The 18,988-nt window shown below is 60.4% G+C and carries 25 protein-coding genes; 18 read left to right on the top strand and 7 right to left on the bottom strand.

Annotation, left to right across the window (positions count from 1 at the left end; genetic code table 11):
- The 3 genes from EZI54_RS24855 to EZI54_RS17450 all read left to right on the top strand — a co-directional run.
- Positions 1-231 (top strand): hypothetical protein (locus EZI54_RS24855; RefSeq protein ID WP_207389258.1); only part of this gene is annotated, 231 nt, incomplete at its 5' end.
- A gap of 115 nt (positions 232-346) precedes the next feature.
- On the top strand, positions 347-1,435 hold the full coding sequence (locus EZI54_RS17460; RefSeq protein ID WP_131483162.1) for a WD40 repeat domain-containing protein: 1,089 nt from the start codon (positions 347-349) through the stop codon (positions 1,433-1,435).
- A 301-nt stretch (positions 1,436-1,736) separates the two neighbouring features.
- A complete protein-coding gene (locus EZI54_RS17450) occupies positions 1,737-2,057 on the top strand; it encodes a hypothetical protein (protein ID WP_131483160.1) in 321 nt (106 codons plus the stop codon).
- Between the two features lie 36 nt (positions 2,058-2,093).
- Here the strand turns inward: EZI54_RS17450 and EZI54_RS25475 are convergent, their stop codons facing one another.
- Positions 2,094-2,393 (bottom strand): DUF3135 domain-containing protein, encoded by a 300-nt coding sequence (locus EZI54_RS25475; protein WP_423227008.1) that lies wholly within the window; start codon positions 2,391-2,393, stop codon positions 2,094-2,096.
- Positions 2,394-2,474: 81 nt separating this feature from the next.
- On the opposite strand from EZI54_RS25475, the gene EZI54_RS17440 reads away from it, so the two are divergent.
- The 3 genes from EZI54_RS17440 to EZI54_RS17430 all read left to right on the top strand — a co-directional run bounded on the left by EZI54_RS17440 (position 2,475) and on the right by EZI54_RS17430 (position 3,885).
- Entirely contained in the window at positions 2,475-2,843 is a 369-nt protein-coding gene (locus EZI54_RS17440) for an ankyrin repeat domain-containing protein (protein WP_165495785.1), read from the top strand.
- A gap of 57 nt (positions 2,844-2,900) precedes the next feature.
- Complete coding sequence (locus EZI54_RS17435; RefSeq protein ID WP_131483157.1) at positions 2,901-3,572, top strand: hypothetical protein; 672 nt, start codon at positions 2,901-2,903, stop codon at positions 3,570-3,572.
- 109 nt (positions 3,573-3,681) lie between these two features.
- Positions 3,682-3,885, top strand: a complete 204-nt coding sequence (locus EZI54_RS17430) for a hypothetical protein (protein ID WP_131483156.1) — start codon at positions 3,682-3,684, stop codon at positions 3,883-3,885.
- 43 nt (positions 3,886-3,928) lie between these two features.
- On the opposite strand, the gene EZI54_RS17425 is transcribed toward EZI54_RS17430, so the two are convergent.
- The 3 genes from EZI54_RS17425 to EZI54_RS17415 form a co-directional block, all read right to left on the bottom strand.
- Positions 3,929-4,747: a HipA domain-containing protein gene (locus tag EZI54_RS17425; RefSeq protein WP_131483155.1), complete on the bottom strand. Its 819-nt coding sequence runs from the start codon at positions 4,745-4,747 to the stop codon at positions 3,929-3,931.
- A gap of 106 nt (positions 4,748-4,853) precedes the next feature.
- Positions 4,854-5,174: a HipA N-terminal domain-containing protein gene (locus EZI54_RS17420; protein WP_131483154.1), complete on the bottom strand. Its 321-nt coding sequence runs from the start codon at positions 5,172-5,174 to the stop codon at positions 4,854-4,856.
- On the bottom strand, positions 5,171-5,482 hold the full coding sequence (locus EZI54_RS17415; RefSeq protein ID WP_131483153.1) for a helix-turn-helix domain-containing protein: 312 nt from the start codon (positions 5,480-5,482) through the stop codon (positions 5,171-5,173). The genes EZI54_RS17420 and EZI54_RS17415 overlap by 4 nt, the downstream gene beginning before the upstream one ends.
- A gap of 589 nt (positions 5,483-6,071) precedes the next feature.
- Between EZI54_RS17415 and EZI54_RS17410 the strand changes: the two genes are divergently transcribed.
- Positions 6,072-7,022, top strand: a complete 951-nt coding sequence (locus EZI54_RS17410; RefSeq protein WP_131483152.1) for a LysR family transcriptional regulator — start codon at positions 6,072-6,074, stop codon at positions 7,020-7,022.
- Positions 7,023-7,063: 41 nt separating this feature from the next.
- On the top strand, positions 7,064-7,993 hold the full coding sequence (locus tag EZI54_RS17405; RefSeq protein ID WP_131483151.1) for a 2-hydroxyacid dehydrogenase: 930 nt from the start codon (positions 7,064-7,066) through the stop codon (positions 7,991-7,993).
- Positions 7,994-8,018: 25 nt separating this feature from the next.
- Here EZI54_RS17405 and EZI54_RS17400 read toward each other — a convergent pair whose 3' ends face one another.
- Entirely contained in the window at positions 8,019-8,918 is a 900-nt protein-coding gene (locus EZI54_RS17400) for a LysR family transcriptional regulator (protein WP_131483150.1), read from the bottom strand.
- A 239-nt stretch (positions 8,919-9,157) separates the two neighbouring features.
- On the opposite strand from EZI54_RS17400, the gene EZI54_RS17395 reads away from it, so the two are divergent.
- The 8 genes from EZI54_RS17395 (at position 9,158) to EZI54_RS17360 (ending at position 16,971) form a co-directional block, all read left to right on the top strand.
- Positions 9,158-10,519, top strand: coding sequence for an MFS transporter (locus tag EZI54_RS17395; protein ID WP_131483170.1), 1,362 nt, complete (start codon positions 9,158-9,160; stop codon positions 10,517-10,519).
- A gap of 245 nt (positions 10,520-10,764) precedes the next feature.
- On the top strand, positions 10,765-11,805 hold the full coding sequence (locus EZI54_RS25110; protein WP_242674509.1) for a methyl-accepting chemotaxis protein: 1,041 nt from the start codon (positions 10,765-10,767) through the stop codon (positions 11,803-11,805).
- Between the two features lie 276 nt (positions 11,806-12,081).
- Positions 12,082-12,822 (top strand): NUDIX hydrolase, encoded by a 741-nt coding sequence (locus tag EZI54_RS17385; protein ID WP_131483149.1) that lies wholly within the window; start codon positions 12,082-12,084, stop codon positions 12,820-12,822.
- A gap of 320 nt (positions 12,823-13,142) precedes the next feature.
- On the top strand, positions 13,143-15,032 hold the full coding sequence (locus tag EZI54_RS17380) for a potassium transporter Kup (RefSeq protein ID WP_131483148.1): 1,890 nt from the start codon (positions 13,143-13,145) through the stop codon (positions 15,030-15,032).
- Positions 15,033-15,135: 103 nt separating this feature from the next.
- The gene (locus EZI54_RS17375; RefSeq protein WP_131483147.1) at positions 15,136-15,516 is read left to right on the top strand and encodes a hypothetical protein; all 381 of its coding nucleotides are present in this window, start codon (positions 15,136-15,138) and stop codon (positions 15,514-15,516) included.
- A 60-nt stretch (positions 15,517-15,576) separates the two neighbouring features.
- Positions 15,577-16,038 (top strand): SRPBCC family protein, encoded by a 462-nt coding sequence (locus EZI54_RS17370; RefSeq protein WP_131483146.1) that lies wholly within the window; start codon positions 15,577-15,579, stop codon positions 16,036-16,038.
- Between the two features lie 68 nt (positions 16,039-16,106).
- On the top strand, positions 16,107-16,589 hold the full coding sequence (locus EZI54_RS17365) for a GNAT family N-acetyltransferase (protein ID WP_165495783.1): 483 nt from the start codon (positions 16,107-16,109) through the stop codon (positions 16,587-16,589).
- On the top strand, positions 16,579-16,971 hold the full coding sequence (locus EZI54_RS17360) for a DUF4345 family protein (protein ID WP_165495782.1): 393 nt from the start codon (positions 16,579-16,581) through the stop codon (positions 16,969-16,971). The genes EZI54_RS17365 and EZI54_RS17360 overlap by 11 nt, the downstream gene beginning before the upstream one ends.
- A gap of 18 nt (positions 16,972-16,989) precedes the next feature.
- Here EZI54_RS17360 and EZI54_RS17355 read toward each other — a convergent pair whose 3' ends face one another.
- Both EZI54_RS17355 and EZI54_RS17350 read right to left on the bottom strand, forming a co-directional pair.
- Complete coding sequence (locus EZI54_RS17355; protein WP_131483143.1) at positions 16,990-17,340, bottom strand: antibiotic biosynthesis monooxygenase family protein; 351 nt, start codon at positions 17,338-17,340, stop codon at positions 16,990-16,992.
- On the bottom strand, positions 17,337-17,684 hold the full coding sequence (locus EZI54_RS17350) for an NIPSNAP family protein (protein WP_131483142.1): 348 nt from the start codon (positions 17,682-17,684) through the stop codon (positions 17,337-17,339). The genes EZI54_RS17355 and EZI54_RS17350 overlap by 4 nt, the downstream gene beginning before the upstream one ends.
- Before the next feature lie 80 nt (positions 17,685-17,764).
- On the opposite strand from EZI54_RS17350, the gene EZI54_RS17345 reads away from it, so the two are divergent.
- Both EZI54_RS17345 and EZI54_RS17340 read left to right on the top strand, forming a co-directional pair.
- Positions 17,765-18,484: an ArsR/SmtB family transcription factor gene (locus tag EZI54_RS17345; RefSeq protein WP_131483141.1), complete on the top strand. Its 720-nt coding sequence runs from the start codon at positions 17,765-17,767 to the stop codon at positions 18,482-18,484.
- Positions 18,485-18,546: 62 nt separating this feature from the next.
- Positions 18,547-18,978, top strand: coding sequence for a GNAT family N-acetyltransferase (locus EZI54_RS17340; protein ID WP_131483140.1), 432 nt, complete (start codon positions 18,547-18,549; stop codon positions 18,976-18,978).
- Positions 18,979-18,988: the final 10 nt, after the last annotated feature.

The following is an 18,988-nucleotide window of genomic DNA, read 5'->3' as shown; positions in this document are numbered from 1 at the left end:
TTGGGGTATGACGGCGTGAATGTTCTAATCGAACCTAAAAACAAAAAGAACTTCGACCCGTTTATCTACGAAATGTACCTATCACAAAAACTCATTCCCGTAGACCAAACTGACTGGCTCTTCAGCCATTCCGGGATGCATATTCCGAGCGAGGAAGTGTTTGAGAAGTCCTACCGAGACACCATTATGCGCTACATCACGATAGATGGAGGTCACTTTGGGAGTTACTGATCGATTCACCAAGTGGATTTTCGGCATTACGTTCTTGGCTCTGGCAATAGCTCTCACCACCGGCTGTTCAGCGCTTCCTCGGGCCGGCATCGGGTGTTGTGACTTTGGACCGGTAATGGCTGCGGATGTCTCCCGCGATGGCCAATACGCCCTTACGTCCCATCGCGACAATGCCCTGGTACTGTGGAACCTGCAGACTCACGAATATCGACAGCTCCATGATAACGCCAACATCTACAGCGCCGCCTTTGTTCAGGACAGCCACCAGGTCCTCTGGCAGGATTTGGACAATGTGGTCCACGTCGAGACAATCGACGGCAAGGAGCTCGAAAGCTTTCACCATTTCCCGACCTATGGTCACGCGATGACTCGCAACAGGGCTCTATATCTGTCCGCCAATCAGGACTGGTATCTTTTCGCAGGGCGGGGGGGGAAACGAACTCCCGTACTTCGGGATAGCGATAGTCCCAGCTTCCTCGGCAGCCACAAGCTCCTCAACCTTACCCTATCGGATAGCAACAACTTCCTGACCGCAGGCGCCGGACCGGGAGGCCGGGGCCCCATTGATGCTGAGCACCCACCGGTTCGCCCAGAGAAGGAGCATCCTTTATTTTCGGAGTACAAGGGCGTTGTACTCTGGAGCAAACGCTCTTTGAAACCTGTGGCCAAATTTAATGGCTTCGACGCAAAGACTCACGCCACCCTCAGCCCCGATGGGCAATGGGTCGTTGGTGCTGATGAAGCCGGCAAAGCCTATTATTGGAATACCCAAAAGCCTGAAGAGCGCCATCGTTTTTCTAGCTATGCTCTCGGCATCTATCTGGACGATACGCCTTACGAGCTGGGCGATCCGCGCAACTGGGATGACTCTGGCTTAATCGAACCCATGGCCGGAGTGCGGGACATCACCCTCGCCAACGCCTTTATCGACCACAGCGACTACTTCCTGCGGTTCGGCAACAACAGCCACATCGCCGCGCTGTTCAAGACCGGCAATCCCTGGCCCCAAGCCTATTTCGATCTCGGAGAATCCCCAGAGCTCGTGACTTACGGCTCCCATTACTCGCGCAATACTGCCATTGCCACCTCGCCCCAGGCCGGGGTGCTGGTGATTGGTCACAACGACGACGGCGGCATCAGCGTGTATCACTTTGATGGAGAGAAACAGACCCTAAAACGGATCTGGGTGCCCGGGTGGGACTGACCGCACTCAATATTCTGAGTACGGTCCGGGATTAGTTGACCACTACACAGTGCTAAAAATAGTTCTGTTCCGGTTTTGCGCTGTCCCGGTTTTGCGGGTTTTGCGGTTTTGATTCTGACGTACAGGCTGCGCGCGTGAAGATCGATTCCACAGTAATGACGGTGGGTGCTATTGTAGAAATTCATGAGTCTTCTCCCTTGTAGAGCTTGGTCGCCTTCCAGCTTAGCGGTCCGCCGCTGGGCTGGGGAGAAGGCTCAATCAGTCTAAAGTGGGTGAAGCTGACCAAGCGCAAGGGAAGTCCATGAAAGAGAGAGATTGGAAAAAGTTCAAGGTCATCAAGCAAAGGGCCATTGAGCAGTTCTGCACTCAGGCTCTTGATGAGTTTGGCGAGATCATCTCCAACAGCGACGAGCACGTTCACAATCGCTATCTACGACTCTACAAGCTTGTTCGAGAACGCGACAAGGAAATGTCGTTAGTATTTGATGATCACAGCCGGTCAAAAGCACCAATGCAGCTCACGGCTATTCGAGCCAGGGGCCTCGCTGATGAATCCTTGCTCGCAGAATTGTCCGATGAATTTCGGGAGCAAACGGACCCCAAGCCGTTTGGTTGGACGTAAAGTGCCTGACCTCGTGGAGATGGTTGCCTTAAACCATTAATCCCCGGGCGACGGGTGACGACGAAATGGCAGGACGCGCGCCCGTGTCAGAGCCGGCGAGTTTCCGGTGCGAGATCCACCCATCAGGGCTTGGTGCAGGCCAAACAGCGATTCGTACATCATCGCTTGAATTTCCAGTACCGCCGCCATCGGACTCCGGGCGACGCGGCGTCGGGCCTCGATCACAAACTGCAGGCCTCGCAGCCTGCGTTGATTGCGTTTCGAACTGTGACGAATGCAGTCTTCAATCAAGTCCGCACGCAAGGTTTCAAAGCCGGCCGGGTCACATTGAGCCATCAGGAGGAGGTATGGCAGGCAAGCAGCCAAAGAGACTAGCTCGACCTGGTGTCGATGAGTACGGTCGTACGGAGTTGCACTATGCCGCGTCGCAGGGGGGGTGTCGACATCGTCCGGGAGTTGCTTGATTCCGGCCTGAATCCCAATGCTCAGGACGACAACGGATGGACGCCCCTGCACTTTGCCTCCCAGTCTTGCCAAGCGAAGGTGGCGACAGTTCTTGTAAGTGCCGGAGCCAATCCGAATCTCGTGGACAGTCATGGCAATGGCCCCCTGTGGGTCGCGACCATGAATGCGCGAGGCAACGACAATGTGGTTGTACTTCTATTGGAGAATGGAGCCGTAGCGGATCACAGGAATAAACATGGTCGCAGTCCGTTGGATATGGCGACCACAATTGGGCACGGTCTTGATCTTGTTTTTCAGCAGGCAGGCTCACGTGATGCCTGACCAAAGGTTCAGACTGCGCCTCCAAACCGGCCATTTCGCGTGGCGTCGGACATCGGTATGAACTGGTATCGCATAAGTACAGGTCAGTTTGGGTATCCACAACCTGAAGATACGTATCTTGAGGAGACCTATGATCTGGCAGCCGGATGTCCGACGTGCGGGATTGGAAAGGCGTTGCGAAATGCATTCCGCTTCCGGTCTGAACCAAAAGCGAAGCACAGTCAGTTTCTGGGGCTGAATTGGGTCTTCGATGAAGTGTTTGTTCGAGATGCGGTGAAGCACGTATTTGAAGAGCAAGGTGTCACAGGGGTGGCGTTCACCCGCCCCGTTCGACACAGCACTGGTGAACCCCTGGAAACCGTCTATCACCTGCGTGTCAGCGTTATTCTTCCGCCGGCGCTCCGACCTGATCAATTAGACACGGAGACCTGTGAGATGCCGAAGGACCCTGCCACAGTCAAATTCCTGACCGCCAATAGCAGCAGGTTGGTGAGGGGGCCATTCTGCGGTGCGGTGAAGTTCAACTATCCACAGGAAAACGACGGTCAAATAACAATGCCCGCATCAGCATTTGTCTCGGCGCCGGACATTGTCCGAATGAACGAGTGGTTTGGAAGCGGCGGCTCCGCCGGGAGACCCGTGCTGGTGTCCCAGCGAGTCAAAGACATTGTCGATCGGATGAAGTGGCGGGGATTGATGTTCAGCCCCATCGAGATCGTCAACGAATAACGATGTCCAGCAAGCCGGATGCACAAGGCGGCTTAGCTGCGTGTGATCCGTGAATTGCAATTGGAACTGCTCACGGAAAACCGGGACGGGTTTATTTTAGTGGCTGAAAGTGATTGCCTGGCTGTTGATTGCGATACCGGTCATTTACTTTGGCACTGTGGCTGTTGTCATTGCACACCACTTAATTGCGGTAGGCTACATCGCCGGGCGTACCTGGATTTTTGGGGCGCCATTGATGATGACTTTTGCCGTGGTTTGCACGGTTTCGTTGGTTATTGGTGTGCGCCTGCTAAAAAAGCCTGAAAATGAATGAGCCGCATAGCAAATTGCGGCACTTCTTGCCTTCTGTGCCTCTTTCAAATAACCCCAATAAACTGGAGCCTTTCCGCAACCAGAGCCTGGTACCGTGCCTTCATCTCGTCCGGCAGGTAACTCGATCGAATCAAGTCCGGCGCGGCCTTTTCCACTCGTCCGGCCAACCGGCGAATACGGCTGGCGGCAGCCTTCTCTCCGAGGCCCGCACTCGAAGCTAACTCAACGAAATCCGATCCGGAGTAATGGCCATTGCCCATTTCCGCGTGGTAGGTCGGTTCCCGGTCCGGGAAGAATTTGAGCGCCATTACCCGGCCGCCCTGATTGTAAAGGCTGGCGGCGAGGACGTCGTAGGCGGGCGCGAGGACGATCGGTTGGCCCAGGACAAAGCTGATGTTCTTGAGGTGATGGTCGTCGTTGCCGACCAGGTAGGAAAAGACCAGGCGATCCAGCAATCTTGCGGCTATCGCCGTACCGCAGCGCTCTTGCGTCAGCGTCAGCACTTCGGAGTAACTGGCTGAGTCGTACTTGGAGTCGGACGCGTCGTTGCGGATGCCGAGGGCCTGCATCGCGTCCTCCTGATGGCGCTTGCCGTCGGAGGTGCGATCGTAGCGGCGGATGACGAAAACGTGGTGGCCATCCTGTAATGCGATCAAGCCACAGGGCGGCACCTCGAACCCCACCTGGCGCATCAGTGTCAGGGTCAGGTGCTCGTTTTCGGCGACGTATTCAAAGGATTCCGGGCTGGGTTTGAGAATCAGGTCGCCGTCGTGATCCACCAGCTCCAGTTTTTCATCAACGACCTTCAATTGGGCCTTGATCTGGACGCCACTGATGGAGAAGCCCTGGGTCTTGCGGGGCATCTCGCGGACCAGGTCGCCCCGTGTCGCCGCAAGATTCGTTGAGACCCTCGCGCTCCCGAAGAGGGTTTTCAGGCAGGCCGGGTGATATGGCTTGTCGCCCGAATCCTTAAGACAAATCTGACAGTTCAATGGTAACCGCTCCCGGCAGGTCCCTGCCGTTGTGAACCAGCAAGGCGAACTGGTCGTCGGGATCAATGTGCTGCTGTTGGGACTGCATGCGCTTGAGCCATCCTTCACTCACCAATCCGCTGAAATAGCCGGGCAGCCCCCTGGCGATAAAAGGCGCTTCCCGCAGTGGCAGGCTCATGCTCAGTGGTGGGCGGGACAGAGCCAGGTAATCCGGGGCGTACTGGAAAATCACGTCGCCGTCGGGCCGTCGCTCCAGCGTTCCGGCCAGCTCACCATGGAGGTAGACGTTGGCTCTCATACCATCTCGATCCAGAGCTTGAAGTTCAGCACCTGCCCCACGCTTTCCAGGGTATCGAGTCGCGGGTTGCCACCGGCCCGCTCCAGGGCCCGATAGGTGTTGGGGGACAGACCGGCCAGCTCAGCCGTCTCCACCGGGCTCAGCTTGAGCCGCTCGCGCCGCTCCCGGAGCAGATCCGGCAGGTGCCGGAGTTCCCGGAGATCCGGCGTGGTGGAGTGCTCGAGGTCGTCCACGAGCTTCTGGAGCGCCGTGATTTGATGCTTGAGTGCCGCAACGATGGTGGTTTTTGTGCGGACATCGTCAGCCATGGCCGGACACCTCTTCCTAGAGTGTTCAATATATTGATTTGTACGTTGATAAAAATGGCTTATCGATCGATATATTGAATTCCCGGCAACAAAAAGTCAATAAATTGCACTGCAGTGGTTAGATGTGAATGCTTCAGGCATAAAAATGAATGATGTCCTATGCCTTTGGGGTTGTGGGAGGGTGGTGTTTTTCCAAAGAAACCGGGACGTTGTTATGCCACTGTTTCGTCCCGGTTTCCTGCTTGATGGGCTCCATTGACATCCGCTTATTTCAAACGCCGGATCATCGTCCGCAGGACCTCCCGCCGGGCACGGCGCTGATCCCGCTTTACCTGCTCCAGATCAATGCCACCTAGCCCATCGCGGTACCTGGGCGAAATGCTCTCCCTGAATGACGCCTGTTCTTCGCCGGCCCGATCCTGACGAGTGTCCAGGCGGTGGCCAAGAACGTACTGTGCTTGCCCTGAAACCATCATCGTGTGACCTCCATAACGCTGCCCCGGTCAGGACGCGTTGGTTATCCGTGGATTCAGGGAAATGCTAACCTTGTTCTTAGTTGCACAATATTCCAAAAAAATGAGTGTTTACTTTGCAAAAACGAACAGGAAAGACCTCTTCCTCCTCTGAGCAGACCACGCGGAATGCCCTGGCGTGGAATGACTTTGAGGTTGTCCTGGCCATTGCGAACGCCGGCTCACTGTCCGGGGCCTCGCGCTCGCTGGGGGTGAGTCACGCCACGGTGTTCCGGCGGCTGGGAGACATCGAGCGGCGTTTGGGTGTGGCGCTGTTTGACCGCAGCCGCACCGGCTACCAGCCCACACTGGCCGGCGAGGAGCTGGCCGACACGGCCCGGGTGATGGACGAGGCCGCGCTGGCGGCGGAACGGAAAGTGGCGGGGCGTGACCTGGAGCCGACAGGCGAGATCTGGACCACCACCACCGACTCGCTGCTGATGGGACTGCTGGCGCCGCTGTTCACGGAGTTCCGGCATCGGTATCCGGGGATCGTGCTGGATGTGGCTGTGTCCAACCAGTTGTTCAACCTGACGCGCCGGGAGGCGGACGTGGCCATTCGCCCGTCCAACCGCCCTCCGGAAAACCTGATCGGCCGGCCGCTGACCACCATCGGCCAGGCCGTCTACGGCCACCGCAGTCTCAGTTTGACGCCGGGGGTGTCGATTGAATCTTTGGCCAGCCAACCCTGGATTGGCGCCGGGCCAAGGCTGACGGATTCCGCTCTGGATCCGTGGATGGAAAAACATGCCCTGAAGGCGTCCTGCATCTACCGGGTGGATACCCTGGTAAGCATTCTGAGTGCCGTGCGTTCGGGCATGGGGCTGGCCGTCCTGCCCTGCTACCTGGCCGACGGTGATCCGGACATCGTGCAACTCACCAGTCCCATCCCCGAGCTGCAATACGGCCTGTGGTTCCTGATGCATCCGGATCTGCGGGGCGTCGTGCGGATTCACGCGCTGATGGATTTTCTGACAGAGGCCGTGCGAGCGCAGAAACAGCGCTTGGCAGGTGCGAATATTGGCTGATGCCTTTGCAGGCCGGTACACCGGGAAAGGACAAGGAACCCATGACGATCCTCATCATCGCCCCCGATAAAGATCCCGAACCGTGGATTAGCGCCCTGAAAAGCCTGGATCCGGCGCTCGACATCCAGGTCTACCCCGACGAGGCCCGTAAAGCCGACGTAACCTTCGCGCTGTGCTGGAATCATCCCGAAGGCGTACTGCGGGACTACCCGAATCTCCGCTGCATCTGTTCCATGGGCGCCGGCGTGGATCATGTGTTGAGCGACCCGCAGTTGCCTGAAGGCGTGCCGGTCATTCGCCTGGTCGATCCGCAACTGGCGCAGTCGATGTTCGAGTATGTCTGCGCGGCGGTGATGGGTTACTTCCGGGATTTCGACGCCTACCGAGCCCAGCAGGAACAGGCGCTGTGGCAACCGCGGGCGCCGAGGCCGATCGGCGAAACGACGGTCGGCATGATGGGCTTGGGGCAGTTGGGTGAGTATTCGGCGATTCGCCTTTCGAGGCTGGGCTTCAATGTGATCGGCTGGTCCCGGACGCCGAAATCGATCGAGGGCATTACGGCCTATGCCGGAGCTGAGCAGCTGGACGCTTTTCTGTCACAGACCGATTTACTCGTCTGTTTGCTGCCCCTGACGGAAGAAACCCGCGATATCCTCAATCTGGACAACCTGCGCAAACTCCCGGCCGGCGCGTGTCTGGTGAACGTCGCCCGCGGCGAACACCTGGTTGACGAGGATCTGCTGACCGCGCTCAACGAGGGTACCCTGCGAGGCGCCTGCCTCGACGTTTTCCGGGAAGAGCCCCTGCCCCGTAGCCATCCCTTCTGGCGCCATCCTGGAATAAGGCTGACACCGCACTGCTCCAGCCTGACCGACCCGGTGTCGGTCGCTCCGCAGATCGTCGAGAACTACCGCCGAATGAAGGATGGGCGGCCGTTATTGAACCAGGTTATGCCATCGCGGGGCTACTGAGCGGTGTTCTGCAATAGAGCATGCGTTATGGGGAGGCGTCTGAGCAAACCTCGTAGACACACTGACGCAACCAGCGGTGGGCCGGGTCGGCTTCCATCCGCGGATGCCAGATCATCGAAATGGTGATCGGCGGGGCGGGAAACGGTAACGGAAAACTGAACAGACCGCTGCGCAAGTGACCGGTGGATCGTTCCGGCACGCTGGCAATCAGGTCGGTGTCCCGCACGAGGGCCAGCGCTTCGGGGAATCCACTGACGACTGTCGCCACATCCCGCTGCAACCCTAAGGCCTCCAGCACGTCGTCGATGACGCCCCGGTATCCTGAGCGGCGGGCGACCAACGCGTGTCGTTGGGCCGCATATCGGGATGCGGATATCTCCCCGTCGCAGAGCGGGTGCCCCTGCCTGGCCACGCCGACAAACCGGTCGCGGAACAGGGCTCGCACTTTCAGTTCCGGTCCCGCGCTGGCGCCGATCACGCCGGTCTCCAGATCCACACTGCCGTCGCGCAGGGGGTGGCTGTCCTTGTCAGGTTTGGGGACGAAACGTAAACGTACGCCCGGGGCGTCCTGCTCGATGCGGGCGATGAGGCGGGCGCCGAAATTCTCCACGAAGCCTTCACGGTTGCGCAGCGTGAACGTCCGTTGTAGCCCCTGCAGATCCAAACCCTCGACGGGACGCAGGACGGCTTGGGCCTCCTGCACGAGCCGATTGACGGTTTCGCGCAGCTCCAGGGCACGGGGTGTAGGGACGAGGCCGCGCCCGGCCCGGACCAGCAACGGGTCGCCGGTGGTTTCCCGCAGTCGCGCCAGTGAACGGCTCATGGCCGAAGGACTTAGGCTCAGGCGCCGGGCGGCGCGCGCCACATTACCTTCGGCCAGCAGCGCATCGAGGGTCACGAGGAGATTGAGATCGGGGCGTGTCATTCGGTCACCATAGCACGATCCGGCCATTTTGGAATGGCGTCAGGTGCATGAATAAAGTGCAAACCGTGCGTCTTCCGCAACCGTTGGTCGGTTGCTAGCTTGGAGTTTCTCTAGTTCAACTGCAGGAGAATGCCATGCCCTCCATCACACCAACGAACGCCCGGCCAACCTGGGACACGGTGGATAAAAATGGTACCCGGCCGCCCGTCGTCGGCACGTTAATTACGCTGGCCCTGTCCATGCTGCTATCGTCCCTTGGCACCAGCATCGCCAATGTTGGTTTGCCCACGCTGGCGCAGGCTTTCGGAGCGTCCTTTCACCAGGTGGAGTGGGTGGTATTGGCCTATTTGCTGGCCATCACCAGCCTGGCGGTGAGCGTGGGCCGACTTGGTGACATTCTCGGGCGTCGCCGGTTGTTTTGGCTGGGGCTGGCGGTGTTCACTGTCGCATCTGGGGCCTGCGGGGTGGCGCCCAGGCTTGAGCGGCTGGTGGCCGCCCGCGCGGTTCAGGGGGCGGGTGCCGCCGTGATGATGGCTCTGGCGATGGCACTCGTCAGCGAGACGGTGCCCCGGGAGCGGGTCGGTAGTGCCATGGGCTTGCTCGGAACGATGTCGGCCATCGGCACCGCGCTGGGGCCGTCCCTGGGCGGCTTCCTGATCGACGGGTTGGGGTGGCCGGCGATGTTCTGGGTTAACGTACCGATTGGCCTGTTGGCTCTCTTCTTTGCTTCTCGATTCCTGCCCTCTGATATTCGGCCCTCAGGGGCGGATCGTCCCCGTTTCGATGTGGCAGGCACAACGCTCCTGGCGGGGAGTCTGGCGGTATATGCGTTCGCCATGACGCTGGGCCATCGTCACGGGGGCATCGGCAATCCCGTGATGCTGGGCATCGCAGCATTCGGAATGGCGTTGTTCTTTTTGGTTGAACGCCGGGTTGCATCGCCACTGATCCGTCTGGCGGCCTTCCGAAATCCAACGTTCAGCGCGGGCCTGGTCGGCAACAGTCTGGTGGCGACAGTCATCATGACCACCTTCGTCGTCGGGCCGTTTTACCTCTCGCGATCATTGGGGCTGGGCACGGCCCAGGTCGGACTGGTCATGGCGGTTGGTCCGGCGATTTCCTCTGTCACCGGTGTGTTGGCAGGACGGCTGGTCGACCGTTTCGGTACCGCACTGGTGGCGGTGGCCGGGCTCACCCTGTTGGCTGTGGGCGCTGGCGCCCTCGCGACATTGCCGATGATGTTCGGCACGGCGGGCTACATCACCGGCATTGCGATCCTGACGCCGGGTTATCAGCTGTTCCAGGCGGCCAACAATACGGCGGTCATGACAGACGTCTCCGCCGATCAGCGTGGTGTCATGTCCGGTATGTTGGGCCTGTCGCGCAACCTCGGGCTGATCACCGGCGCTTCGGTCATGGGTGCGGTCTTTTCCTTTGCGGTGGGGAGCACCGATGTGTCGACCGCAAATGTCGGGGCCGTCAGCGATGGGATGCGTTTCACCTTCGAGTGTGCCTCTATGCTGATGATGGTGGCGATGGCTGTAACGATGGTCGGTCGTCTGCTTGCAGGACGCCCAGCCATCTCAGGGCAGGCAGGATAGAAGCCCAGGTACTTGCCATTACTGCACTAGGCATGCTTCGTTCACCGCGGTGGTCAGCGTGCTTGTTGAAACGGTATCAACTTTGTGTCAAGTTAATTGATAATATAGATGATACAAAAACAACAAGAGCTTTGCTTATCCATGACTCTGTACAGGCGGAAAGCTGCGGCATTGGCACCGGCAAGCGTGTTGGGAGCGGAAATAGCCCGAAAGCCCCAACTGTCATGGACATCCGGAGGTGGGGTATGCAGGTATTCTGGGGCGCAACGGGGGTTCTGTACAGCGTGGTTTTGGCTGCGCTGGTTTTCTTGGCGTGGTGGAGCCCGTCCGTAACAGTCTGGTTGGTGGCCGTAATCGGCATCGCGGCGACGATTGGTGCTGTCGGCCTCGATACCTTGCGTAAGCGGCAATGGCTGGGTCGGAACCCGGAGGATACCCTGGCGTGGCTCGAACGTCGCCTTGCTGACTCCGGAGAAAAGACGCAAGGTGCCCTGCTGGTTCGCCTGGGCGACGCCTACGCGCGCTCCCAGGAGGAACTGTACCGGCTTCGCGACCAGTATGATGCCTGCGCCGACCGCGTGGCCTGCCTGGCCCGGGAGCGGGACGACGCCCATGATGCCTTGCAGGCCCAGGTGCAGATGACTCGCAACACCCAGGCCCAATTGGCGAACATGCAGGACGGTCTGGCCGAGCATGCGACGTTCACCGAGCAGGCGGGTGTTATCGCGCATGAGGCGGCGGGCCATGTGGACACCATTGACGGCACGATTGTGCGAATGGCTGGGAGCCTGGACGAACTCTCCGGCTATACGGAGAACCTGAGAGTGGTATTTGCCGGTCTCTCCGAGCAGTCGGAACAGATTGCCGACATCGTGGCCAGCATCCAGGACATCGCCAGCCAGACGAACCTCCTTGCCCTCAATGCAGCGATCGAAGCCGCCCGTGCCGGTGAAGTGGGGCGTGGTTTCTCGGTGGTTGCCGACGAAATTCGCTCGCTGGCCGAACGGGCCAACGGTTCAAGCGCGGAAATCCATCGCATCGCCCAAGAGCTGGGTGAAACCGCCAACGATGCGGCTTCCGGCGTTACCCAGGCGGCTCAACGCGTTCAGCAGAGTACGACGCTGGTGCAGGAGGCCGGTACGGCAATGGCTCGCATCAAGGAAGGGCAGCAGGTTCGCGCCGGCGTGGTCCGGGAAGCAAAGCAGCAGATGGAAACGCAGATGGAAATCATCGAGGAACTGATGGCGTCTTTCTCCAAAAGCAGCGCGGGAACGGTTGAAGGATGATCTGCTCCATGCCCTCCGAATGGCTTTCAGGTTTACCCGCGATCTTGTGAGCCGCCATTACCTTGGTCTTCTCCGTATCCCCCGGCCGCTCTGGAGGCGGGTCTTGTAAATCATTGCGCTCAATGGGGTACTTTTGAAGGGTTCGCCTTATCCCGCCCCGGGTACACTGCCATGGCCTGACGGAATCGTTTTCGCTACAGTCGAAAAGCACTGACTGGATGGCTGCTCTGACTGTCCGGTGCGGCACCGATCGCCACTCAATCACAGGTACTGCTTTTGACGTTCGAACTCGACCCCTTCAACGGCGTCATCATCCAACCCGACGCCATGCCCGCTGAACCCGGGGCGTTCCGTGACGCCCTGCAGGAGATCGTGACATTCTCACGCCGTGGGTCGAAGAACATTGTCTGGCTGACGCTGTCGATCCAGCGTTCGCACCTGATTGCCGTGGCGACGGAGCTGGGGTTCGTGTTCCATAACTGTCAGGAAGACGAGCTCACCTTGATCCTGAAGGCGCCGACGACGACTTTCGTGCCGTTTATCCCGACCCATACGGTGGGAGCCGGGGCGATCATCACCAATGATCAGGGCCAGATCCTGGTGATTCGCGAACAGGGCATGACCGGCTTCAAGTTGCCCGGTGGGCATGAGGAGCTGGGGGAGCGGATTGAGGATTCCGTGGTGCGGGAAGTCTGGGAGGAGACCGGTATCCGGGCGCGCTTCCTCTCCATCGTCGGCTTCACGACCCGCCACCCGTTCCGGTTCGGCAAGTCGAATGTCTATTTCGTGTGCCGGTTGGCGCCGTTAACGGAGGAGATCGCGATCCAGGATCCGGAGGAAATTGCCGAGGCCCGCTGGGTCGACTGGCATGACTTTATCGCCGACAAAACCAACTCCCCGTTCAACCGCCAGATGGTGGAAGAACTGAGCCATGTGGACGGGTTACGCGCCTTTGAGCCCTCTAACAACACCGGCCCGTTCCGCAAGCACGAGACCTTCTTTGCCAAGGGCAAATGACCACCAGCACGGCGCCCAGGCTGCTCAGCAACAGCGCCGCAAGCACCTTGACCCTCAGGGTCAGCGTCATCATAGGGGACATCCTCGTTACGTCTGTGTTGTCCTGCGGGACAACCAGCGTCCCCCGGCGGCCAGGGGTCTGATCCGGCCGCTGGATAGTATAGCCGCAGTCGTTGGAAAAGATGAGAATCCGATCTTTTGGCGGGACCTGTCCAATCGGTCATGTGGAGGATCGATCACTTGTCCTGGCGACTGCTACGCTATAGAAGCACCCCGGGGGCATCGGCCCCGGCGACCATCCCGAATCACAAGGACCGAGCATGGCGGAATCCGGAGAGGCTTCGAAGCCCGGCCGCGCGGCGGTTGGGCTGGCGGTGCTGGGGATCGTCTATGGCGACATCGGCACGAGCCCAATATACGCGCTGCGGGAGTGCTTTCGCGGGGTGAGCCCGGTGCCCATCACCGAGGACAATATCCTCGGCATTCTCTCGCTGATTTTCTGGGCCCTGATCATTGTGATCTCCCTGAAGTACATGGTCTTCATCCTGCGGGCCAACAACCACGGCGAAGGCGGGATTTTCGCCCTGCTGGCGCTGTTACGGCCGGACCAGCACCAGGACAGCCGCCCCCGCCGCGCGCTGGTGTTGCTGGGTCTGTTCGGCGCCGGGCTGCTGTATGGCGGCACCATGCTGACGCCGGCGATCTCGGTGCTCAGCGCGGTGGAAGGTCTGGAGGTGGCCGCCCCGTCGCTGGAACGCTACGTCCTGCCGATCACGATTACCATCCTGGTGGCGCTGTTTGCGGTCCAGAAGCGCGGTACGGCCAGGGTCGGTACCCTGTTCGGCCCGATCATGGTGGCCTGGTTCCTGACGCTGGCGGCGCTGGGCATCAACAGCATCATCGCTCATCCGGAAGTGCTGAAGGCGGTGGTGCCCTGGTACGCCGTCCAGTTCATGATCGAAAACCGGCTGGCGGGTTTCCTGGTACTGATAGGCGTGTTCCTGGTGGTCACCGGCGGTGAGGCGCTCTATGCCGACCTGGGGCATTTCGGGCCGACGCCGATCCGCATGGTGTGGTTCTGTTTCGTGCTGCCGGCGCTGCTGCTGAATTACTTTGGCCAGGGAGCGCTGCTGCTGGACAAGCCGGAAGGCACGTTGCAGCCCTTCTTCCACCTGGCGCCGGACTGGGCGCTGTTTCCTCTGGTGGGACTGTCCACGGCCGCGACCATTATCGCGTCGCAGGCGGTCATTACCGGCGCCTTCTCGTTGACCCGGCAGGCGGTGCAGCTGGGATTCGTGCCGCGCCTGCAGGTGCATCAGACGTCCCAGCATGCCCATGGCCAGATCTACATGCCCGGCATCAACTGGCTGCTGATGACGGCGGCCCTGGCCCTGGTGGTGACGTTCCAGTCCTCCGAAGGGTTGGCAGCGGCTTATGGGGTCAGCGTGAACGCCACCATGCTGGTGACCACGATCCTGGCATTCAATGTCGCCCGTGAGCGGGGCGGCTGGAGTCTGGTCAAGGCGGGCGTTTTCCTGTTGGTGTTCCTGAGTGTGGATCTGGCCTTCCTGACGGCCAACGCGGAAACCATTCCCCGTGGCGGCTGGTTCCCGGTGGCGATGGGCGCCGTGATCTTTACCGTGATCGTGACCTGGCGGCGTGGCAGCGAACTGCTGGTGCAGTCCTACGAGGCCAACACCATCTCTGTGGAAACCCTGTTGGGGCGACTCGAGCACGATCCCCCCCATCGCGTACCCGGTTCTGGTGTATTCTTCACCGCGCGGGCCGAGGAAGTGCCGCGGTCGATGATGCAGTTGTTGAAGCTCAACAGGTTGCTTCACGAGACGATCGTCATTGTGCATGTGAACGTCAGGCGCGATCCGCGCGTGGTGAACGAGGAGCGTTGGGAGGTCAAGGACTGCGGCCAGGGGCTTTACGAGGTGATCCTGAATTACGGCTTCATGCAGGGGTTCAACATTCCCTCGGACCTGGCGCACTGCATCGCGCATCGCAACCTGCCGATCAACCTGGACGAAACCACCTACTTCGTGGGCCGGACCTCGGTGATCGCCAACCGCAAACAGCACGGCATGATGGCCTGGCGGGACCGTCTGTTCGCCTTCATGGTCCGCAACACCCTGCATGAAACCTCACTGTACCGGATTCCCGCCAGCCGGGTGATCGAGATCGGGTTGCAGTTGGGGATCTGACGCACGGTTTTGCGCCGGGAAGGCTGTCAGGATTATGGTCGTCCGGTAACGGACCTGGGGCCCCTGGGCGAATGTCGACTAACGGAAAAGGAGATTCCCGATCATGCAGCGTCTCGCTTATGCCATGGCCATGGTGCTGACCCTCGCCGCATCCGGCGTACTGGCCGAAAGCCGGCCCGATGCCGCAACGGATGCCCTGCTCAACAGCCAGTTGGAAGCCATCGCCGCCGACGATTACGCCGGCTTTGTCGACCGGGCCGACGCGCACTTCCGCCAGACCCTGGGCGAGGATCAGTTCCACGCGGTTGCCCAGGCCCTGGCCGGCCCGTTGAATGCAGGCTACGACACCGAGTATCTGGGCTCGTTGAATCAGGCCGGTTTGAAGGTATACCTGTGGAAGATTGTCTACAGTGAGAAGAAAGACGATAACCTGATCAAGATGGCTTTGCGGGATGACGAGATTGCCGGGTTCTGGATTCAGTAGCGCCGGCTCTTCGCTGCGATCACGAGCCGGTGATCAGTCCATCCGGGAGGACGGAAGGTCATGAAAGTTCATCACCAGCTCGCCATCGAGGCGCCTCCGCACGTGATATACCAGGCGCTTACCGACCCGGAACTGATCGGCGAGTGGTGGGACAAGCAGACCGTCCGGCATACCGGGAACGGCGTGGTGCTGGAGCACGATCCAGGCCCGGAGCATGGGGTGGTCCAGATGCGTGTCGTGCTGGATATACGGGACCAGTGGGTGGAGTGGGAATGCATCAGCCAGCATCCGCCCACCAGCCCGGCATCGGCCTGGACCGGCACGCACTTGATCTTTGAGATCACCGAAGCCGAGACGCCGGTCACCCGGGTTCTGCGAGCCTATCCCGGCTTCGACACCACCCGCCTGTGCACGCTGAATTTCTTTCAGACCGACTACGACGAGCGCAGCGAATTCCTGGGGTTCAACAATTTTGCCTGGGCGCATGTGTTGCAGCAGTTGAAGCGGTTTTGCGAGGAATAGGCCGCTCGGTCATCCGTTCCCGGGGCAAATGCCGTACAACGTACACGAGACGATACAGGGGAAGTGTGGTGCGACTGGTGGTTGCAACGGAAAGGGACCGGTCTTTTGCCGAGGGCCTGGCGGTCCGGAATATGGAACCCTACTACCGCGAGCATGGACTCCAGTGGGATCCGGATCGGTTCCGTGACAACTGGGCCGGGGCGACCAACTACATCCTGGAATGCGACGGCTCGCAGGCCGGCTTTGTGTCGCTGGTGCTGGAAGAGCAGTGGGCGTATATCCGGGACCTGCAACTGGCTCCGGGTCACCAGGGGCAGGGACTGGGCACCTGGACGCTCCGCCAGGTCGAGCGCCTGTCCCGGGAGCGGGGCCGGTTCAGGCTCAGGTTGCGGACATTCCGGTCCAATCCGGCCATCGCACTCTATGAACGGCTGGGCTTCGGCATCATGGTCAGCGGGGAGGTGGTCGTCGGCATGGAAAAAGTACTTGCCGGTCCAGGGGACGGCGACACCCCCGCATCGTGCCGCCGGGAGCCTTCCTGTGAACATTAAAACGGCGTTTGTCCGCCTGAACGCCCTGATATTCGGGCTCTACGGAGCCGGGTTCATTGCGTTGCCCGCGGCCCTGTCCGGCATGGTCACCGGTGAAATACCGGCCAGCGCCACCGGGCTGACCGACATGCGCGCGACCTACGGTGGCCTGTCGCTGGGTGTGGGGGTGTTGCTGTACGTGCTGGCCCTCAAGCGGGAAACCTTACGGCTCGGGATCCTGGGGGTTGTCGTATTGATGCTGTGCATGGCCGGCGGCCGCAGCGTGGGCCTGGTCATGGACGGCGTGGCGAGCCAGACCATGGTCACGTACCTGATGCTGGAACTGGCCATGGCCGCCCTGGCCTTCTGGATGCTGGTGCGTTCCGGGGCGCAGAGGCGTTGACCGGCTGCCCTGGCCTTTTTAATCCGCCGGATGCACCTGCCGGGAATCATCTGGCGCCTCCTCCCGGTCATTCATTCCATAATCCCGGATAACGCCGGCGACCCGCAAACGGTAGTCGGCAAAGTAGCTGCCCCGCCCGCGGCGTTGTGCGGAGCGGTGGACCTCCAGGTTGCGCCATTGCCGGATGGCTTCTTCATCCCGCCAGAATGAGAGTGAAAGCAGCTTGCCGGGCTGGGTCAGGCTCTCGAAGCGCTCCACCGACAGGAAACCGTCGATGGTTTCCAGGTGGGCCTTCAGTTTGGCCGCGGTATCCAGGTAGGCTTGCCGGTGTTCGGCATGGGGCTCGACTTCGAAGATAACGGCGATCATTGGCAGGCTCCCTGATGTTGTGCCGGAATACCCAGCGTACCCTCAACGGTCTCCACAAAGGTACGCTCTTCTTTTACGATGAATCGACGCTCCAGGGCGATGTCAAAGTTGGCGCGGCCCACCTCATCGGTTTTGAGGCGAACCCGGTAGGCCTCGTAGGCGGCCAGGCTGTCGAAGGCTATCAGGCCCCAGGCCACGTTATTGGTGCCTTCATGGGGCAGGAAATAGCCCACCAGATGGCCGCCGCAGCGGGGAATGATCTGCCCCCAGTTTTCGGCATACTGGCGGAAGGCTTCCCGCTGGAACGGATCGATTTCGTAGCGGATGATGCAGGTAATACTCATGCTTGGATTCCCCTGGAGGTGACGGATAATGCTGACGCTAACACCCCATCCCACCCGGTCGGTTCGACCTGGATCGAAGCATGGCTGAAGGCCCCAATATTGTCCGACTGGCGGCGCTGATCGGTGACAATGCCCGGGCGGCTGCCCTGTCCACCCTGATGGCCGGGCGCGCCCTGACGGCCACCGAACTGGCCGATGCCGCCGGCGTCACCCGCCAGACCATGAGCTCGCACCTGGCGAAGCTGCTCGAATGTGGTTTGCTTCAGGTGGGGCGACAGGGAAAGCATCGTTATTTCCGCCTGGCGGGGCCGGAAGTGGCCCATCTGCTGGAATCCCTGATGGGTATGACACCGGCTGCGCAGGGGAGCCAGCCACTCACCGGCCCCCGGGACCAGGCCTTGCGCAAGGCCCGCATCTGTTACGACCATCTGGCGGGAGAGCTGGGGGTCTACGTTTATGATGGGATGCTTGGCAACGGCGTGCTGCGACAGGTCGAAGACGGGCTGCGTTTGACCGACCATGGCCAGCTCTGGTTTCGCAGGCTGGGCATCGATACCCATCGGGTGTCCCGGGTCAGGCGCACCTTCTGCCGAACCTGCCTGGACTGGAGCGAACGCCGCGACCATCTGGCAGGTGCCTTGGGAGCGGCCTTCCTGTCACGCATCGAAGAGCTGGGCTGGGCGGCGCGGTTGGAGGGTTCACGGGTCATGGCATTCAGCGAGGCCGGCGAGCGATCCCTGCGGTCGCTCTTTGGCGGTGTCGACCAGGAGCCCGAGCCGCCGATCCGTTGTGTCCGGTAATCTCCTGGATTTCCCTTTTCTGTTGACTCGCCGTGCCTAATAGGTGCGATAAGGATGTTCCAATGCAATACCGCTCCATGACGATTGAAGATTACGATGCCGCGATCCAGCTCTGGCAGGACACGGCCGGTGTACGGCTTCGCGATGCCGACTCGAAGGAAGGCATCGCCCGCTATCTGGATCGCAATCCCGGGCTGAGCCGGGTGGCGGTGGATGGCGGGCACATGGTGGGTACGGTGATGGCGGGTCATGACGGCAAGCGGGGATACATCCAGCATCTGGCGGTCGCGGATGACTATCGGCGCCGGGGCGTCGCGTCGCGTTTGGTGGCCGACTGCCTGGAGGCGCTGCGGCAGGCGGGGATTATCAAGTCCCACGTGATGATCCTGCGGACCAATGCGCTGGGCGAATCCTTCTGGAATAGCCTGGGCTGGCAGCGGCGGTCGGACGTAGAGCTGTTCTCGTTCATCAACGGTGGTGGTGAAAACGTCTAGACCGCATTGA

This window comes from Marinobacter halodurans (assembly GCF_004327985.1).
GTDB lineage: Bacteria > Pseudomonadota > Gammaproteobacteria > Pseudomonadales > Oleiphilaceae > Marinobacter_A > Marinobacter_A halodurans.
Note: the sequence above shows the minus strand (reverse complement) of the source record. Positions and strands in the feature narration are given on the sequence as shown.

Excerpts from the sequence above, each read along its gene's own strand:
- EZI54_RS17355 (WP_131483143.1), bottom strand. The coding sequence starts at position 17,340 with ATGATCGCCGTTATCTTCGAAGTCGAGCCCCATGCCGAACACCGGCAA.
- EZI54_RS17345 (WP_131483141.1), top strand. The coding sequence starts at position 17,765 with ATGGCTGAAGGCCCCAATATTGTCCGACTGGCGGCGCTGATCGGTGAC.
- EZI54_RS25475 (WP_423227008.1), bottom strand. The coding sequence starts at position 2,393 with ATGGCTCAATGTGACCCGGCCGGCTTTGAAACCTTGCGTGCGGACTTG.
- EZI54_RS17370 (WP_131483146.1), top strand. The coding sequence starts at position 15,577 with ATGAAAGTTCATCACCAGCTCGCCATCGAGGCGCCTCCGCACGTGATA.
- EZI54_RS17435 (WP_131483157.1), top strand. The coding sequence starts at position 2,901 with ATGAACTGGTATCGCATAAGTACAGGTCAGTTTGGGTATCCACAACCT.
- EZI54_RS17405 (WP_131483151.1), top strand. The coding sequence starts at position 7,064 with ATGACGATCCTCATCATCGCCCCCGATAAAGATCCCGAACCGTGGATT.
- EZI54_RS17415 (WP_131483153.1), bottom strand. The coding sequence starts at position 5,482 with ATGGCTGACGATGTCCGCACAAAAACCACCATCGTTGCGGCACTCAAG.
- EZI54_RS17380 (WP_131483148.1), top strand. The coding sequence starts at position 13,143 with ATGGCGGAATCCGGAGAGGCTTCGAAGCCCGGCCGCGCGGCGGTTGGG.
- EZI54_RS17375 (WP_131483147.1), top strand. The coding sequence starts at position 15,136 with ATGCAGCGTCTCGCTTATGCCATGGCCATGGTGCTGACCCTCGCCGCA.
- EZI54_RS17420 (WP_131483154.1), bottom strand. The coding sequence starts at position 5,174 with ATGAGAGCCAACGTCTACCTCCATGGTGAGCTGGCCGGAACGCTGGAG.
- EZI54_RS25110 (WP_242674509.1), top strand. The coding sequence starts at position 10,765 with ATGCAGGTATTCTGGGGCGCAACGGGGGTTCTGTACAGCGTGGTTTTG.
- EZI54_RS17400 (WP_131483150.1), bottom strand. The coding sequence starts at position 8,918 with ATGACACGCCCCGATCTCAATCTCCTCGTGACCCTCGATGCGCTGCTG.
- EZI54_RS17340 (WP_131483140.1), top strand. The coding sequence starts at position 18,547 with ATGCAATACCGCTCCATGACGATTGAAGATTACGATGCCGCGATCCAG.
- EZI54_RS17440 (WP_165495785.1), top strand. The coding sequence starts at position 2,475 with ATGCCGCGTCGCAGGGGGGGTGTCGACATCGTCCGGGAGTTGCTTGAT.
- EZI54_RS17350 (WP_131483142.1), bottom strand. The coding sequence starts at position 17,684 with ATGAGTATTACCTGCATCATCCGCTACGAAATCGATCCGTTCCAGCGG.
- EZI54_RS17425 (WP_131483155.1), bottom strand. The coding sequence starts at position 4,747 with ATGCCCCGCAAGACCCAGGGCTTCTCCATCAGTGGCGTCCAGATCAAG.
- EZI54_RS17460 (WP_131483162.1), top strand. The coding sequence starts at position 347 with ATGGCTGCGGATGTCTCCCGCGATGGCCAATACGCCCTTACGTCCCAT.
- EZI54_RS17450 (WP_131483160.1), top strand. The coding sequence starts at position 1,737 with ATGAAAGAGAGAGATTGGAAAAAGTTCAAGGTCATCAAGCAAAGGGCC.
- EZI54_RS17395 (WP_131483170.1), top strand. The coding sequence starts at position 9,158 with ATGCTGCTATCGTCCCTTGGCACCAGCATCGCCAATGTTGGTTTGCCC.